At 41.6% G+C, this 17,644-nt stretch carries 14 protein-coding genes; 12 read left to right on the top strand and 2 right to left on the bottom strand.

Going from position 1 to position 17,644, the window contains the following annotated elements; all coding sequences use genetic code 11:
* The first annotated feature begins 4 nt into the window (after positions 1-4).
* From AC58QT_RS06880 to AC58QT_RS06865, 4 genes are all read left to right on the top strand, one after another.
* On the top strand, positions 5-1,000 hold the full coding sequence (locus tag AC58QT_RS06880) for a metal-dependent hydrolase (RefSeq protein ID WP_497408305.1): 996 nt from the start codon (positions 5-7) through the stop codon (positions 998-1,000).
* 189 nt (positions 1,001-1,189) lie between these two features.
* Complete coding sequence (locus AC58QT_RS06875; protein WP_497408304.1) at positions 1,190-1,735, top strand: prepilin-type N-terminal cleavage/methylation domain-containing protein; 546 nt, start codon at positions 1,190-1,192, stop codon at positions 1,733-1,735.
* Positions 1,719-2,255, top strand: a complete 537-nt coding sequence (locus tag AC58QT_RS06870; RefSeq protein ID WP_497408303.1) for a PilW family protein — start codon at positions 1,719-1,721, stop codon at positions 2,253-2,255. The genes AC58QT_RS06875 and AC58QT_RS06870 overlap by 17 nt, the downstream gene beginning before the upstream one ends.
* A gap of 11 nt (positions 2,256-2,266) precedes the next feature.
* Positions 2,267-4,105, top strand: a complete 1,839-nt coding sequence (locus AC58QT_RS06865) for a hypothetical protein (protein WP_497408302.1) — start codon at positions 2,267-2,269, stop codon at positions 4,103-4,105.
* A gap of 72 nt (positions 4,106-4,177) precedes the next feature.
* Here the strand turns inward: AC58QT_RS06865 and AC58QT_RS06860 are convergent, their stop codons facing one another.
* Positions 4,178-8,776, bottom strand: coding sequence for an Ig-like domain-containing protein (locus AC58QT_RS06860; protein ID WP_497408301.1), 4,599 nt, complete (start codon positions 8,774-8,776; stop codon positions 4,178-4,180).
* A 317-nt stretch (positions 8,777-9,093) separates the two neighbouring features.
* On the opposite strand from AC58QT_RS06860, the gene AC58QT_RS06855 reads away from it, so the two are divergent.
* The 7 genes from AC58QT_RS06855 (at position 9,094) to AC58QT_RS06825 (ending at position 16,591) form a co-directional block, all read left to right on the top strand.
* Entirely contained in the window at positions 9,094-10,758 is a 1,665-nt protein-coding gene (locus AC58QT_RS06855; RefSeq protein ID WP_497408300.1) for a GspE/PulE family protein, read from the top strand.
* A 20-nt stretch (positions 10,759-10,778) separates the two neighbouring features.
* Entirely contained in the window at positions 10,779-11,831 is a 1,053-nt protein-coding gene (locus tag AC58QT_RS06850) for a type IV pilus twitching motility protein PilT (RefSeq protein WP_497408299.1), read from the top strand.
* Positions 11,831-13,039 carry a type II secretion system F family protein gene (locus tag AC58QT_RS06845; RefSeq protein WP_497408298.1) on the top strand — a complete coding sequence of 403 codons (1,209 nt, stop codon included), beginning with the start codon at positions 11,831-11,833 and terminating at the stop codon, positions 13,037-13,039. The genes AC58QT_RS06850 and AC58QT_RS06845 overlap by 1 nt, the downstream gene beginning before the upstream one ends.
* 22 nt (positions 13,040-13,061) lie before the next feature.
* On the top strand, positions 13,062-13,553 hold the full coding sequence (locus tag AC58QT_RS06840) for a type II secretion system protein (protein WP_497408297.1): 492 nt from the start codon (positions 13,062-13,064) through the stop codon (positions 13,551-13,553).
* 70 nt (positions 13,554-13,623) lie between these two features.
* Entirely contained in the window at positions 13,624-14,382 is a 759-nt protein-coding gene (locus AC58QT_RS06835; protein WP_497408296.1) for a prepilin peptidase, read from the top strand.
* 15 nt (positions 14,383-14,397) lie between these two features.
* Positions 14,398-16,005: a pilus assembly protein PilM gene (pilM, locus tag AC58QT_RS06830; protein ID WP_497408295.1), complete on the top strand. Its 1,608-nt coding sequence runs from the start codon at positions 14,398-14,400 to the stop codon at positions 16,003-16,005.
* Positions 15,989-16,591: a hypothetical protein gene (locus tag AC58QT_RS06825; protein ID WP_497408294.1), complete on the top strand. Its 603-nt coding sequence runs from the start codon at positions 15,989-15,991 to the stop codon at positions 16,589-16,591. Before pilM ends, AC58QT_RS06825 begins: the two co-directional genes overlap by 17 nt.
* 63 nt (positions 16,592-16,654) lie before the next feature.
* Here the strand turns inward: AC58QT_RS06825 and AC58QT_RS06820 are convergent, their stop codons facing one another.
* Positions 16,655-17,248: a nitroreductase family protein gene (locus AC58QT_RS06820; RefSeq protein ID WP_497408293.1), complete on the bottom strand. Its 594-nt coding sequence runs from the start codon at positions 17,246-17,248 to the stop codon at positions 16,655-16,657.
* Between the two features lie 155 nt (positions 17,249-17,403).
* Here AC58QT_RS06820 and AC58QT_RS06815 point away from each other — a divergent pair, with 155 nt between their 5' ends.
* A complete protein-coding gene (locus AC58QT_RS06815; RefSeq protein ID WP_497281816.1) occupies positions 17,404-17,619 on the top strand; it encodes a hypothetical protein in 216 nt (71 codons plus the stop codon).
* The last annotated feature ends 25 nt before the right edge of the window (positions 17,620-17,644 follow it).

Raw genomic sequence — 17,644 nt, 5'->3', positions numbered from 1 at the left:
CAATATGGATTCAGCTAGCCACTTATTGTTTGGGGTAAGTCTTGCAGGACTGGCCTGTTTGGCACCAGGTGTTGTTCAAGAGCCAACGGTAGTTCAGGCAATATTAGCGGGGACATTGATAGGGTCTTATGCGCCGGATTTTGATACGGTAGCCCGCTTGCGAGGATATGGAAGCTATGTTCGCATCCACCGAGGTGTGACACATTCATTGCCAGCGTTATTCATATGGCCGCTATTGATTAGTTTACCACTCGCCGCGGTGTTTGGTGTGTGGGAGCATTATTTTAGCTTATTCCTGTGGACGTTTTTAGCTGTCGTCTGTCATGTTGGTCTAGATGCGTTGAATGTCTATGGTGTGCAATGCTTGCGGCCTTTTACGAAAAAATGGATTCATCTGGATACACTCTGTCTCTATGATCCTTTCCTATTTGTACTTCACGGGGCAGGCGCGATATTATGGTTTGTCGTTTGGCGAGGCGAGGCGGGCAGTCACATTGGTGAAATGTATGCGCTGATTTTTGCGGCTACGCTATTGTATATTGGCACACAAGCCTCTCAGCGGAAAGCCTTGATGAAGCTTGTTGAGAAGGAGATAAAGCTAACTACAGGCGTTTGTCGTCTTGTGCCTAGTTTAAGCTGGTTTTACTGGCAGTTTATTTATGAAAGTGAGACTAGTTTTTATCTGGGAGAAATTCGTTCTGGGAAGGTAGTTGTCCTTGAGCAATATAGCCGCAAGAATTACAATTCGGAGGGCTCACATCCCATTGTGAAAGCAACGATGGGTACAGAAGGGGTACGATCTTTTCTGCACTATGCTCAGAATATTTATGTATGTTGGAACGTGAAGAATGGCGGTTATGAGGTGCAGTGGCGAGATATGCGCTTCTGGTACAAACGGAAATTTTCCTTCGGTGTGGACGTGCAGCTGGATGGCAATATGAACGTAGTGAGTGATCGAATCGGGATGGACAAAAAGGCATGGGATCCCCCTTACGTGTAAATTAGGTTGTGAAGAGTCTCACTCCATTGTGGAGTGAGATTTTTTATTATTGGTTGAGCATATGAAGTGTGACCAAATTGTCATTTTATAAGGAGGAGGCATGGCAGTATTTGTTGAAAATATGGTACAATAGTCCTAGGTATATAGTTGTGGATATTCGATGAAATAATAAATGGGAGTCCGATAGAGATGAGTAAACGAAAAGAGCGAGATGAGGGTTTCACACTTATTGAAGTGTTAGCTGCAACGGTCATTTTATCGGTGGCTTCATTAGCCATGATGACTTTTTTCATCAACGCCATGTCGTATAACAAAGGGAATCAGAATAAAACGGTAATGGTTAATTTGGCGCGTAATGCTTTATTTTATATGGAGAAGCAGCGCTTTAATGATGTGAAGAATTATTTTGCGAATGTGGACGAAGTGGAAGGCGAGAATCCGGTTATTACGTTTGCTGGTTGCTCCTATGACAAGGTATCAGAGGCTTTAAATTGCCCCCAGAATAAATTGCCGTATCTAATTAACTTCTCTGGCATACAGAACATTTTGTCACCGAATATTAATGGACGTGATTATGAAATTACCATTACTTATCAGAATGATTTGAAAAAGGGTCAAGAAAATGTTGATAAATATTTGATCCCGATACGCGTTAACGTTAAGTCAGGGTCAGATCCCAATCGGAGAAATCAAACATTCGTAGAGGGGTATGTCATCAATGAGCAAATTCGCTAGCTTTATCAAAAATGAGCAAGGTATGACCTTGGTTGAGCTAATTGCTACTTTAACGATACTGTCTCTGGTCATGGGGTCTATTTATGGTGTGATTACTTTTGGATTTACAGCGTACAACAAGGTGACAGTTGAGAATTCCTTGCGTGACGAGGCTGACATCCTGATGTCGACGATCATGTCAGAGTTATACACATATGGTCCTACTTCAGTTCGAAGTCTTGTGAATGAAAATGGCTTAACGTTAGAACGTAAAGGGGCATTCGTTACTGGAACCGTGCCTAATAAACAAATTAATATCAAAAATGGGACACTCTTTATCAAAAATGATACGGATGCAGAGGGTATTGGGGCTATTTCAGATCTGAAGTCACGCTTGTTAGCGGGGTCCAAAATAGTATTGGATTGCGGTACCGCTACCTCGTGTTCGGATGGACTGATTAATATTGTTCTTGTACTTCAACAGAGTGACCAGAAGCAACAGCTACATCAAATTACGACGGAGAGTAGATTTGGATTCTAGGAGGGGAACTCGTGAACCGTTGGAAAGATGACCAAGGAGCGGCGCTGTTAATCGTTCTTTTTATGATTATTGTATTTACTATGCTGGGTATGGCTGTTCTTAGCGCAAGTTTAGGGGGAGCTGTGAGAACGGAAACAAAGCAAAGAGATGTGCAAAGTCTACATCTTGCTGAAAAAGCTTTAAATGAAGCAGTAGCGATTCTTAAAGCTAATTTGGATGGTAAGGATATTAGTGCAGATGCGATTTCGGATCAAATTAGAGATGAAATTCTGCCTAAAATTAAAGGGAATATTGTGGAGACGGAATATCAAGAGAAACCTGTGATTAATGCAAGTGTCAGCGGTAATCCTCCTGTCGTCAATGTTGAAGCTATAGCTACCGTGGATGGTGTGAAAAGGAAACTTCAACAGCAAATAACCATTAATACCTATCCGGATATGTTAAATTACGCAGCTGGTTCGGAAGGGAATCTCATCATTAATGGTTCACCATATTTTTTGAATGGTGATTTGTACGCGGGCGATAAATTGAAAATTAAAAATGAGGCTAACTACTTTTACAACGATCCGAATGAAAAAAGTGAAGCTGCAAGGTTTCCGTTTTTAAATGGTAAAGCCTTTGTACAATCCTTTGATAAATTTACCTACTGCGATAAAAAAAATGGTGCCAATGATTGCTCTAGTAATAGCAATTATGTGCCCATAAGTGAAAACGCGGATTTGGGTGAATCGGCTATACGCCTTGTTTTGAATACAAAAAAAGAAAATGTGCAATTTAAGTCGCAAGAAAGCTTTGTTCAGTTGAATATGGACGAATCATTTATTGATAAGGTAACAGAAGCTCTACACGGGGATAGTGCTTTGCGATCACTTGTACAAACCAAGTATTATGAAAGTATTCCTAATTTAATAAGTTACATAGAAGACAGTTTACCTGATCCACAGAAGTTACCAACTTTACCACTTAATTCAGAAGATGATGATGTAAATTATAATAATAAACTCCAAACGTTTATCGATGCGATAAACACCTTCCAGCTTGGTGGAATCACTGTGCTCCATAAAGGTAATTTTAATATGGGCGTAGGTGGAAGCTATTCACAACTTGTATATACCACGGGTGCTAAAGGGAGTAGGACAGGACATTTATCGAATACTGCTCCTTGTCAAGAAACCTATTGTAATAGCAATTGGTTCATTATTGATGGTGACTTAAATGTCGAGACTTTACCTAATGCAGAGCCAATAAAAATTAGAGGGAATATTTTAGTTACAGGGAATGTGAATATACAAGGGAACGTGGATATTGACGCTACGATATTTTCATTAGGTAATTATCAAGCGACGAAATCAAATAGTAAAGCAGGTATTGTGGCTTCAAAAATTGCTACTGGTGTAGAGATCAGTGATGCGAGTATTAAAGGACTTGATGGGAAACAACTGCTATTAATGTCCAAGGGGAAAATATTAATTACTCGCGTGAATTCGTTTAAAAATCTTCCCACATCAGGATATCCTAGTATAAATAGTGATATTGCTAGGCTAGATGCTTTTTTTTATACAGAGGATGACGCTGAATTGTATGGCGTAGGTTCTGTATTTTGGATTAAAGGGGGATTCTTTGCAAGGGGAGATTTAACTATTAACGCTTTAAGAGGGAATACACAAGAATTTGTTGATTCAAATGGTCAATCTTTGATTGAGTTTGCTTTTGGACAATCCAATATAGATAAAGAGTTTTCACGCTTTGTTATTGAATACGATCCCACGATTTTCACGAACCAAAATGTGGGCCTTCCGCGAGTAAGAGGAATAAACCTAAAAACAAGTAAGAAGGTTCAAACACACTAGAACTAATCGAATGATAAAAAAGGCTATACCGAGTTTTCTCGGTATAGCCTTTTCTGTGTGGCGAAATCGGTCTTAATACCGATTATCAAACTGCTTTTGAACAATAACACGAACCGTACCGAATATCTGGTTGTCATCGATATATCTAAGGGTAACAGTCGTTGTACCTGCTTTAGTCCCCGTAACAACACCGTTGCTTAATGAAACGATAGTGGGGTCATCGATGATCCATTCTAATCGATCTTTGAGTTCATCGCGCCATTTCGTTGGCATAACGACGGTCTGAGACCAGATGTCGAAGGTGTTTTTATCCGTATTAAGGACTAAACGAATTGGCCCGTCAGGTAATTTGATGCTAGTTAATCCTTGTTTGATTGTCACGTTTCTAATATCTTCTTTACCGCCAACGAGGACTCTTACTTTGATGGTTCCTTTCGTTTCGCCCGTAAGAGTAACGTTCTGGGAACTGTCTGTATTTAATGTGGCGGAGCCAGTGGAACCAGCTTCTTTAATGATGTACCATTTGAAACCGGTGTGAACAGCATCTGGACGCTGAATTAGGGCCGTAAGATTGACAGATGAGCCTTTGTCCACAGAAATTGTGCTTTGAGAGTTATCAGTCTCGTCAGGTTCGCCATTGACTTGGCGTCTAATGGAAACGGATTTAACGGGGTTTTCCACAGTTACTCGAAAGTTTGCCGAGTACTCCTTACCCTCATTGGTTTCGAGCGTCACTGTCCCTGTTACAGTACCTACTTTAGCGCCGGTTATGGATCTTGAAAGAATGTCGTTTCCTGTAAACACAACAATAGACTGATTAACATCATCAAGTTTCCAAGTGCTCTTACTAGGAACCTGATGAATGAAATTTGTGGATACCTGTAACGTTACAGGCGTATCCGCTACGTTGATTTGTACAGGGGTATTAATTGTAATAGCTGGATTAATCACTGTGATCGTGAGTTGGTCGGATAGATTACTTCCATCGCGAGAGCTTACAGTAATCGTTGCTTCTCCAGCTGCCTTAGCTTTGATGGTTGCGAGCCCTTCATTTGAGCTTGCATTCGTACTTGTCTGCAAAATTTCAATCACATTTGAATTCGATGAATGCCAGTCCAAGGATGGATTGGTTGCATAACCAGGCTGATAGTAAGCGTGTAAGGTGGATGTGTCACCAACCTCATACCTCGTCTCACCATCAAGATCTAAGGATGTGAGTGGAGCTAAGACGGTTACGCTATACGTTTGATTATAAGTCTTTCCTTTATCTGTTGTTATCGTGAGATGGACAACGACTTGTCCAGGTGATTTGCCCCACAGCACACCATTAGTCAGGGTATTCGTACTCTCACTGAATTTGGCAATGGAGTCATTTGATGATCTCCAGTAAATTGTATTTATGCGTTCATTTGCGGTAACAAATACAGATCTTAATTCAATGGGTTGATCGACATTCACAACAGAAGGGCCAGTAATATTTAAGCCAGGTATAATGACTGTTACTTGGGCTGTGGCACTCAATCCACTTCCATCTTTCGAAGTCGCTGTGACATTGGCAACACCGGCTTGTTTACCTAACACGACGCCAGTATCATCGACGCTTACGATAGATGGTGCATCTGATGACCACGTAAAATCGGTATCTCTAACAAATGTGGCATCATCAGGCTGATATTTTGGAATTAACTTCGTTTTGTCGTCCTTCGCGATGGTTACGTTATCTAAGGCTAGACTTGTTAGTTTGGTGAAAGCTGTCAGTAATTGGTCAGTAAAAAGAATAGATTGAGGTGCTGCCGTGCTGTAATCCTTGAAGCTCAATGTGGCATTGGTTAAAGAGTAGTCACCATTGTACAAAGGTTTTACACGAATGGAGAAGAAGCTGTTGTTCCCAATAAATTTATTACCGACTTGATGATAAGGGATGTCTGCTAAGGCTCCTTCGATCGTATATCCTGCTGCTACAGTGCCTGTTTTGGAGAATCCTGCAGGCATGTCTATGATTTCTAAATTTGCCGGAAGCTTTTCTTTGAAATGGATGTTTTTAATTGTGAGATCATCTACATTAATGGCAGCATTGTAATCCATCGCAATCGGCGTAATCGCATACTGTATCGTTACTGGCGTGTTTTTCTCAACACGAGCACTAGACAGGGTACGAGTTGGATCCAATCCTGTTGAGGTAATGATCTTGACTAACACACTTTTTGTTTCTTTTGCACCACTGGGGTCGACGGTAGAAACCGTAATTGTCAGGTCTCCGCCTCGAGTAGCTAGTGGATTTGTAAAAGTCCTTGTGATTGTTTCTCCTTTAGGTTTTTCTAAATTGGAGAGAACGGTGTCGACTTGCGTTGTTCCATTCGCCTTTTGGTAAGTAAACGTTACGGTAGACGTGACCGTCTTATCATCTAAGTCCAAATCATCAGGTTTGAAGCTGACGGAAATATTGCTATTCGCTGAGATGTAGTTTTTAGACGTCGCATTAAAAGCAGCTGGTGATAATATGTCCAAAGTAGGCTTATGGTTAGAGCCGATAAATGCACGATACATGGTGTTGACGAACAGCTTCTGTTCCCAATCGGGGAAGGTGCTATTTGTTGTTGTATTTACAAAGTTATGTCCTGTTCCTGAGTAGGTAACGTTACCTTTGGAATAGGTGTAGTAATGATTCCAGCTATCTTCGATATCGCGGGCGTCCCCTTTTATGTTGTACCAAGGAATGACAGTTGGATCGTCCAAGTTAAGTCGGAAATATTGATCATGTGTGGTTGCTACCGCGGTCGGCAAATCGCTAATAAAGAAAGGGAACTGTGTAAGAAGACCCTCATTTACTTTGACCGTGGTCGTAGACGTATGGGGTGCATTTAGCCCCATGTTCGTCATGGGCCCAATTTGACCTGTAGCTGCTTGAAAATAGTTGATCCATGTCTGATTCCCCTGATAAACCGTATCATGCGTGAACATGACCCCTTGCTTTGTAGCAATGAAAGATTTAACAGCCTCAGCAGCGGTGTTAGAAATATCGCCCGTTCCATTATAGGAATCATTGAATCCGAAAATGACCATATCGTATCTGCTATTTAGTGTACTGTGGATCGTTGAATTGAAGGTACTGAAATCAGTCACGGTAAGATTAATATCATAATCACTGGCGTGTAAGTAAGTTTGGTTCATGTTGGTATTTTTGAGTAAACTGCTTGTTAATGCTGAAGATTGTGAGTTCGGTAACACTTGTAGCACATTAATTGTTGGTTTTTGATCCTTGTAACGGAATACACCAGAAGCCGTATCTTTTAACAATCCTGTGCTAGTCTGGTCTACAAGTTCTAGTCGCCAGTAGTACAAGCCTGAATAACCTTTAGGAAGTGTAAAACTAATCGTGTTGTTCGTTAAAGAAGTAACAGGAACAGTTTGAACAATGTTCGTTGCACTGAATCTTAATACACTGTCCGTACCCAAATACAGATTCGCTACGAGATTGCGTTGCGCAAGATTACGTACATTGGATACATCAAACATGTATGTTAAAGTGTCGCCTGCTTTATATGCTGATTCTCTATTCGTGCTTACCGTATAGTCCGTAGGCTTGGTTATTATATTGAGCTGAGGTCTAACATTTGCGTTCACGAGCAGATTCGTTTTGGTCATAAAGGCACTGATTGATGCTAAATCGGATCTGTTAACGAAAATAACGTTGCTTTTGGGTGTTGTATTATACGGGTTAAATAAGGCATACAGCTTTCCACTATTGCTTATCCATTTGCCATTAGCATCCAAATAGCCTTGATAAAGGGCTCCTCGATTTTGTTTGGTATCACTTGAGGAATCACTGAAAACGATAACGGGGAGTCCCTTATTAATGTATTTCTCGGTAATTTCAGTCGCCTTCAGTGTGGTAATGTCATTTTCTTCGTAGCGCGTATTATGATTATTACCTTTTTCAGAAGTGGGATTGAACAAACTCTTGCCAAAATAAATGGCATCATATTTCCCATCCAGCTCATCACGAAGGGCAACAAATTTTTTGATACTCATCGTTTCAAGCTGAAAGCTGGTGTTCGTGCCAAGGACCGAGGATAGATCGGAAATAACTGTATTTGCGTCTCCGTTAGCAGGTTTATCCAAATCTTTGATTTCAAGAACCTTTAACGGCTTGGTGAGATCAAAATAAGTTACTTTGAATTTGGCACTATCATTCACAGTTTCTTGGTCAGCTATTAAATATGAACTATTTGCATCGTATCTGACGAATTTATTCGTTGAAGTCGATTTAAATGAGGTGAAAGAATTATCGTAATTCGTCATCGTAAAAATTTCTTCATCAGTAGGAGACGAGGAATTTGCTGAAAGAACCTTCGTACTGTTGTTGTTTAGGTTAGTGACTCTAACAAACTTAGCATTCGTTCTTGATTTCAGTTTAACTTGCCCATTTCCTTGCTCAATGACATCGAATAATTCACTAAACCATGGATTAGTTTGACTCCCTTTTAGTTTAGAGCTATCACTTGTATCCACCGAAACAAACTTGTTATTGGAAGCCTGCAAAGCAATCGTAACCGAATCTCCCGTTGCCGCAACTGCTTCATGTGTAAATGGCCCTTGATACAAACTGAACATCGAAGCGAGTAAAGCGGCAATTAGTACAAGACTTATTCTCTTATGTATGGTCCTCAATCGATCATCTCCTCTATTATTTCATACGAATTAAAGTATATGAGACTATTTTACTACTTTTGACAATAAAAAATATACAGTTTGTGCACGTAATATCGAAAAATTTTTGTGATTTTATTTGTTTTATGAGTTAAAATACCTATTTACTCGTCGTTATTCGAGAAAATTTTCAGGAAAACACTGAAAAACGTATTCACTATGTGACTTCGATGTTGTATAATGAGTCTTGAAATTGAATTATAGGTACATAGACCTATTTTGTTTGGGTAAATGACAACTCTATTTACCTCGTTAATCAGGGATGGAGCTGAATGGGTATGGCACTACTTAGAAAAAGATTAGGTGATTTGCTAGTCGATAGTGGAATTATTTCGGAGGCTCAACTACAAGAAGCGCTTCAAGAACAGCGGAAAACGAAACAAAAACTAGGTGATTTGCTGATCACGCAAGGCTATATCACCGAGCAACAATTAATTGAAGTTCTTGAATTTCAACTTGGTATCCCCCATGTGAGCTTATTCAAATATCAGATTGACCCTGAGATTACAAAAATCATTCCAGAAAGCATGGCTAGACGTTACCAAGCAATTCCACTAACAAAAGATGGTGGAAAGCTCATGGTCGCGATGGCTGACCCGCTTGATTATTTTGCAATTGAAGAAATGCGCATGAGTACAGGCTATCGCATTGAACCGGCAATCACGAGCCGGGATGAGTTGCAGCGTGCTATTGCGCGACATTATGGTCTTCAAGATTCGATGAGTCAAATGTTGACGGATATGCCTACGTCGGAAGATATCAAAGAAACAGAAATCACTGACGAGGATTCTCCAATTGTTCGACTTGTGAATCAGATGATTCAGCAAGCCGTGCAACTGAAAGTATCTGATATTCATGTGGATCCAGGTGAAACCAGCCTTATGATCCGATATCGGGTCGATGGACACCTCCGAACAGAACGGGTTATTCCTAAGCAAATGCAAGGCTTTATTACCGCAAGGTTGAAAATTATGGCCAAACTGAACATCGCCGAACGAAGATTGCCTCAGGATGGTCGCATTAAAATGCAAGTGGATTTTAAACATGTCGATATTCGTGTTTCCTCATTACCAACCATTCATGGTGAGAAAATTGTACTTCGGTTACTCGATCTGTCTACAGGTGTTAAACCGATTGACCAGCTTGGCTTTGGTGAGCGTAACATGGGTGTTTTCAGAGAGATGATTGAGCAGCCCTATGGTATCTTGCTAATTACGGGCCCAACCGGAAGTGGGAAGACGACAACGCTGTATTCTGCGCTTAGTCACTTGAATCGAGAAAATGCCAACATTATTACGATTGAAGATCCTGTCGAATATCAATTGCAAGGCATTAACCAGGTGCATGTGAATCCGACCATAGGTTTAAGCTTCGCAGCAGGGCTGCGTTCGATCCTTCGGCAAGATCCGAATATTGTGATGGTCGGAGAGATTCGTGATTCAGAAACAGCAGAAATCGCCATTCGAGCTTCATTGACAGGTCATTTGGTCCTATCCACCCTGCATACGAATGATTCTGTAAGTACAATAACACGTTTCAGAGATATGGGAATTGAACCGTATTTAATTGCTTCTTCCTTGATTGGCGTTGTCGCGCAGCGTTTGGTTCGAAGAATTTGCGCAGAGTGCAAAGTAGCTTATGTACCAACGGAACAAGAAGCTATTTTTATGAAAAATAAAGGCATCCATGTGGAAAAATTGCACAAAGGTGCTGGTTGCGGCAACTGTAACCGAACCGGATATCGAGGCCGATTCGCCATCCATGAAATTCTCGTGATTAACGAAGAACTCCGTCAATTAATCAGTAATAAGGCAACCGTTCAGGAAATGAGAGCAATAGCACAAGCACATGGCTTGATTCAATTGATGGATGATGGCATAGAGAAAGTGAGAATCGGTATCACAACTTTGCAAGAAGTTATTCGTGAGACTGTCGCTTATTAAAGAGAAGGGAGGTGGTCATCATGTCTAATTCGTTAGTACTTATGTTGGATTTACTGAAGCAAGCTCATGAGTCAAAAGCATCGGACTTGCATTTATCCGTTGGGTCTCCGCCAGTATTGCGTGTGCATGGCACATTACAACTGCTCGGACAAACGCCTTTAACAGCGGATGAGACGCGGTCGATGGCAGAGTCGTTATTAAGTGCCGCACAAATTGAGCGATTTCAAGAAGCAGGTGAAATTGACTTTTCGTACGAGTTAGAAGGTTGTTCGAGATTTCGGATCAATGCCTATCGCCAAAGAGGACGAGTAAGTGTCGCGATTCGTACAATTCCCACTGCGATACCATCTCTAGAACAACTGCAGCTGCCTGCCATTATTGCTACATTGGCTTTAAAACCACAAGGCTTAGTGCTTGTAACAGGACCAACAGGAAGCGGGAAATCTTCAACATTAGCGGCCATGATCAATTACATCAATCACAAAGAGAAAAAGCATATTGTCACGCTCGAAGATCCTATCGAATTTCTTCATACACACGCCTCATCGATCATTGATCAAAGGGAAGTTGGTAGTGATACCCAATCATTTTCGAATGGCTTGCGAGCTGCGCTGCGTCAAGATCCAGATGTTATTTTGGTTGGGGAGATGCGAGATCTCGAGACCATTGCTGCAGCGGTTACAGCAGCTGAGACAGGGCATCTGGTTTTTGCAACCTTACATACCTCTGATGCGCCACAAACCATTGACCGTATTATTGATGCGTTCCCAGCTCATCAGCAAGGGCAAATCCGCGTTCAGTTAGCTGCTGTTCTCGTTGCCGTCATTTCGCAACGATTATTTCCAAAGCCAGGTGGTCAAGGACGTTCCTGTGCGACGGAGATTATGATTAATACGCCTGCTGTAGGTAACTTGATTCGTTCGGAAAAAATTCATCAGATCAAGAGCGTTATGCAAACGGGTAAAAATCAAGGCATGCATACGTTAGAGATGGCAATAAAAGAACAAATGCAGCAGGGACTCATAGATCCGATTGCAGCAAGAGCGTATCTTGCTGAAGGTGGTGTCTTGTAATGTCCGAGTATGTGTACGAAGTAAGAGGTCATAGCGGTAAGCAGCATAAAGGTAAAATAACGGCTTCTGATAAGCCTGCAGCCGTGGATGAGCTTCGTAAAAAAGGCTACATCGTTCTCTCCGTAAAAGAAGAGCAATTCAAAGCATTAAAGACGGAGATTTACATCGGAAATCCCGTCAAAACGATTCATTTTATCGTCTATTGCCGCCAATTTGCCACGTTGATCCGGGCGGGTGTGAATATCGTTGAGGCTACGAGTATTTTGGCGGCTCAAACTGAAAGTAAAGCACTGAAAAAGGCGTTAATTGATGTAGCTTCAAGTATATCGAAGGGGGTTTCATTCTCCCAATCGATTTCGGAGCACAAAAGGATTTTCCCTGCGATGTTTATCAACATGGTGCGAGCAGGTGAGGAGACAGGGGATTTGGATGGGACGCTAGATCGTTTAGCCAAATTCTTTGAGAAAGAGCATGTGACCCGAGAGAAAATAAAATCAGCGATGACGTATCCAGCTACAGTCGGCGGGTTATCCATTGTTGCCGTTATCTATCTCTTGAAGTCAGTCGTGCCACAGTTTGTGAGTACGTTTGAATCTTTGCACGCTGAGTTGCCTCTGATCACACGGATTGTACTGTCGCTAAGTAACAGCATTCAGAATCAGTGGCTGATGTGGTTAATTGCGATCCTTGCCATTGTTCTCGTCTATCAAGTTGCCAAACGAAACGTTAAAGGGGCTTATGCAATTGATTACTTGAAGCTGAAGGTTCCAGTTTTTGGAAAGTTGAAACAGAAAGGCTCTGTAGCGGTAATGACCCGAACCTTAGCTTCGCTATATGCGAGTGCTGTGCCCGTGTTACAGTCGTTAGCCATCGTTGAAGAAGTGGTAGACAACAAGGTAATCGGTGGTTTTATTCGCAAATCAGCGGAATCCTTGCGTCAAGGGAATCCACTTTCTGAACCACTCAAACAAGCATGGGTATTTCCACCTTTGGTCACGCAGATGATTGCGATTGGCGAAGAAACAGGCTCTTTGGATCAAATGCTCGAAAAGATAGCAGATTTCTATGAAATGGACGTCGAGAATACGGTAGATCGTTTGAAGTCGTTATTGGAGCCGTTGTTGTTAGTTCTTTTGGCAGGCTTGGTAGGTGGGATCGTAGCAGCGATTATGCTGCCGATGTTCAGTATGTATTCGAATTTAAGCTAGATAAAATATGGAGGTAATGACGATGTTAATTAAAATGATGAATCGTTTGAAAAAAGAAGAGAAGGGCTTTACTTTGATTGAGTTATTGGCAGTTATCGTTATTTTGGCGGTTATTGCGGCGATTGCGGTGCCTTATATTTTGAACGTAATTAATAAGTCGAAGACTGATGCTGACGCTGCACTTTTTAATCAGGTTTATGAGGCGGCTAGATTATACAATACTGCTGAAAATGGTGGTACACCTACAGCATCTGTACTTGTGACAACTAATTTAATTGGTAAAGGTTATTTAGCAAAAGGAATAGTGATGCCGAGTACTAAAATTGCTATCTCTGGCGGAGAACTAACGTACGAAACTGCTGCTGGTGTTGATTTTGGACAATTAAAGAAAATAACACTAACAACAGGTTCAGGGAATGATTTGGTTACCTATACTGTTGATCCCGCTAATGTAATTGCAGGTAAAGGGCCTGTAGCTACATCAACTCCAGCGCCACCGTCAGGAAGCCAATAATATCTATTAAAAAAAGGAATCGGTCCATTCCGATTCCTTTTTTAAAATCTAACGAAAGCGACCCTACCACATGACGATATTAATCGCTATTTATGTTTTCATCCTTGGTCTTGTTCTAGGTTCGTTCTATAACGTAGTTGCTTTACGCGTGCCTGCGAAACAGTCCATCGTCAAGCCGCCTTCTGCGTGCCCATCCTGTGGGACGGAATTGAAAACGAAGGATCTGATCCCGGTGATCAGCTATCTTTTAAGCCGTGGAAAATGTCAGTACTGCCAGGCGAAGGTTTCCATTTTATATCCAATCGGAGAGTTTGCAACGGGGTTATTGTTCCTCTGGGTGTATGTGCATGTGGGAATGACGGCGGAAGCGCTAGTAGCATTAGTACTGGTAAGTTTATTAGTTATTATTACGATTTCGGATATAACGGTTATGCGAATACCGAATCAGGTTTTACTCTTTTTCTTTCCGATATGTGTGGTTGTAAGAATTGCTGTTCCAGATGGACAGGCTTGGTGGAGTTATGTGCTTGGAGCTGTAATTGGTTGTGGGATTATCGTCATGATTTCCCTATTAACGCGCGGTGGAATGGGAATGGGAGATGCCAAGCTCCTGTTGGTTTGCGGCTTTGTCGTAGGGCTGACTCATATCCTAGTGGCTTTCGTTTTGGCATGTCTATTCGGTAGTCTGATCGGTGGATTGCTGCTGCTGTTAAAACTCATCAAGAGAAAACAACCGGTACCATTTGGCCCCTATTTGGCAGTGGGCATTCTTATTTCATATGGATATGGATCGGATCTCATACAAGCGTACCTCAATTTAATCGGATAGCAGGATGTGATGGGCATGTTCGGTCTAGGTAATAAACGAATCGGGATCACAATTGATCAAACAGGTGTCCGATATGTAACGATCAAGAAGAAAAAGTCGTGGGAGATCGGGTCTAGCGGCTATTTGCCAATCCCACCTGGCATTATTGTTGAAGATCATATTATGAATACAGAGTCACTCAGTCTGCAAGTTAAACACTGGGTCAAAACAGAGAAACTTCGGGGTGCTTCTGCAACCGTCGCTATCCCAACTTCGCAAATTATTATTCGTAAAATGCGCATACCGAGTATTAAGGCTGCTGAACTTAGTCAACTCGTGGAGCTAGAGGTAGAAACGGCACTTCGTTTACCTTTTGAGGATCCTGTTTATGATTTCATTAAAGTTGGACATGACGATGAGAGTACACAAGTCCTGGTCTTTGCTGCGCCTAAGAAATTAATTCAGAGCTATGTCAACATTTTTGAAGATGCGGGCATTCATGTTAGAGCCGTAGAAATATCAGCAACAGCACTTGCCAGAGCGATCGCTGCGCAGCAGAATGATTTTGTCCAAGAATCAATGCTCATTTCACTAGATAAAAATGCACTTGAAGTGTATATGATGCAAAATGGAAATCCCATCTTTATGCGAACGATCACGTTTGTAGATCATGATACGAATGATGTAGAAGCATTGACTTCCGATCAGGTTGCCGAAATTATTGCCGAGATTTCAAGGATGTTGAGCTTTTATCAATACAGCATTCAAGAAGGGGCAAGCCGAATCTCACATATTATCGTAACGGGGGCAAATGAAACTAGAATTCAACTGCATCGAGAATTGCAACTGGGACTTACAGAACTTCATGTAGAGACGCTGGATTTTGATATCTTTACCAAAAGTAGATCCAAAGATTTCAATGCCAACGCGTTTCGCGTAACTGCTGGTGTTGCGATGTTCTCGAAGCGAAATGCATGTATCAATCTGCAGCCGCATCGAAAAGCAGAGACCAAGATTAAGATGTTTATCTTATGGACATTTGTCATCGCATGGATAGCTTGCATGGGAATTAGTGGTTATACGTATTGGGGTAATAGCAAAGAAATCACACAAAACACGTCCAAACTCCAACAATTAAATCAGAATAAAGCGATTCTAGAGGCCAAATTATTGGTGAAACCTGAACTTTCTTCTGACCCAGCTAATTTCATTACAACAATGAAGGCTTCTCGCAAAGATGTCGTCGTCATAGCCAATGATCTGATGAAACCATTACCAGTAGATGGGCGCATCACTACGATGGCCTACTCGGCAGATTCACAGATCTCCTTAACTGTACTTTTTGCTAAAATGGAAGATTCAGCGCGCTATTTGTATGATCTTCGCAAACTTACTTTTGGGGAGAATGCCTTGCTACAATCCATCACAGAATCGACGAATGGGAAAACAACGCTGAATGGCACTGCGGACAGCAGCTCCTCAGATGACACTGTAACTGACATGAATGCGAATATAGCAGCAACGAAGCAATATGTGGTGAATTATGCAATTTCTCTGAAGAAGGAAGCGGCCAAGGATGCTGCGAATAAGGCTGCGACGACGGAAGTGAAGGGGGCTGCGACAACGAATGTCCAACAAAAATAATCAGCAAACACTGCTTTTGTTCGTCGCTGTGCTGCTTTTTTTAGGGCTATTCGCCTTCTATTACTTTGTGCAAATTCCTTCCTCAACCAAAGTGAAGAATCAAGCGGATGAGGTTAGCGCTCTTGATAAGCAAATTCAACTCCTCACGCAAAAAGTGAGTGAAAAGCAAAAATCAAACCCAGGTCCATCGATGAAAGATGTACAGGCTGCACTTCCTCTGTGGGATAATACAGAACAGTTAACGCTCGATTTAAATAAGATTCGAACAGAGCAAAATGTTACTTTCAGCAGTATAGCTTACAGTATGAATGATAAAACGGCACAGCCAGCAGACGCGACGAAAAAGAATGCCTTTCCGAATGTTCGTGAGATCAAAGTAACAACAACGTTAAATGGCACATTCAAAGAAGTTTCGGCTGCGCTAACACAATTGCAATCGCTGCCGCGTTTGATCAATGTAGATGCTGTTAACTATGGTAATCTACCGAAAGAGGCAAACAAGAAAATCACAGTAAATCTAAGTTTTACAGCCTATTTTGATCCTTCTTATAAGTCGAAAGTGGACAAGATCGAGTCACCGTATTAAATGAAAAAACAGGACGCCACTTTACATAAAGTGATGTCCTGTTTTTTGGTGAACGGCTACCATTTATTCAAATTGTCCTGCGTAAATAAACTCACTCACTTCACGTCTTCCTGATGGAATTTCGCGTTCTTGCAAGTTCTCTGGGAGAGCTTCGACAGGGCCACGATGTCCAATAGCAATAACCGCATGAAGTTGATAATCAGCTGGGATTTGAAGGGTTTCACGCGCTTTGTCGGCATCGAATCCACCCATGGCATGCGTGACGAGTCCTTGATTGTTTGCCTCAAGCGCTAAGTAACCCCAAGCTGTGCCAGCGTCGAACGCATGACTAGGGTTATCTGTCCCTTTTGGTGTTTTGGTATGTGAGAAAATGAGCGTAAGAACGGGGGCTTTTTCGCACCAAACAAGATTAAATGGATTTATAAATGTATGGAATTTGGCTAGCTGCTCTGGTGTGCGAGCGACAATGAAGCGCCATGGTTGGTTGTTACTTCCTGATGGTGCCCATCTAGCTGCTTCAAATAAGCTAAGCAAAACGTCTTCCGTTACTTCTTGATCCGAGAAGGAGCGCGGCGACCATCTTTCAAGGAATTGTGGGTTGATCTCGTGTTCCGGCTGGCGGTGTGCTTCGATTTCTGCAGGTAATGATGCGGACATTAGTAATTCCTCCTTATTTAGAATTCAACCTAATTTTACCTTATTCTACGCTGGTTTACGAATTTCTTAATTTTTAGTTGGTTTGTATGGGCTTGGAGCAATTTGGCAAAGCTAATTGTTATGAAATGATGGACTAAGAAGAGGTGCGAGAAGCCGTGAATTTCACAAGTCATGATGTCATTATCATTGAAAGAGCTTTAAGAACTGCCATGAAGCATGATAGAGAAGAGCACCGAACTAGAGACTATCAAGAAGTATTGTATAAAATGCAAGAAAGTGCAAATCAAGCATTATCAGTTACAGCTCAGATGACAAGCGATGATCTTGACGGTTTTCGATACGATTATGATGATTCAGCTGATTTAATGTAGACATACGAACGTATATTCTGTAAAA

The organism is Paenibacillus sp. J31R109, from assembly GCF_059692055.1.
Note: the sequence above shows the minus strand (reverse complement) of the source record. Positions and strands in the feature narration are given on the sequence as shown.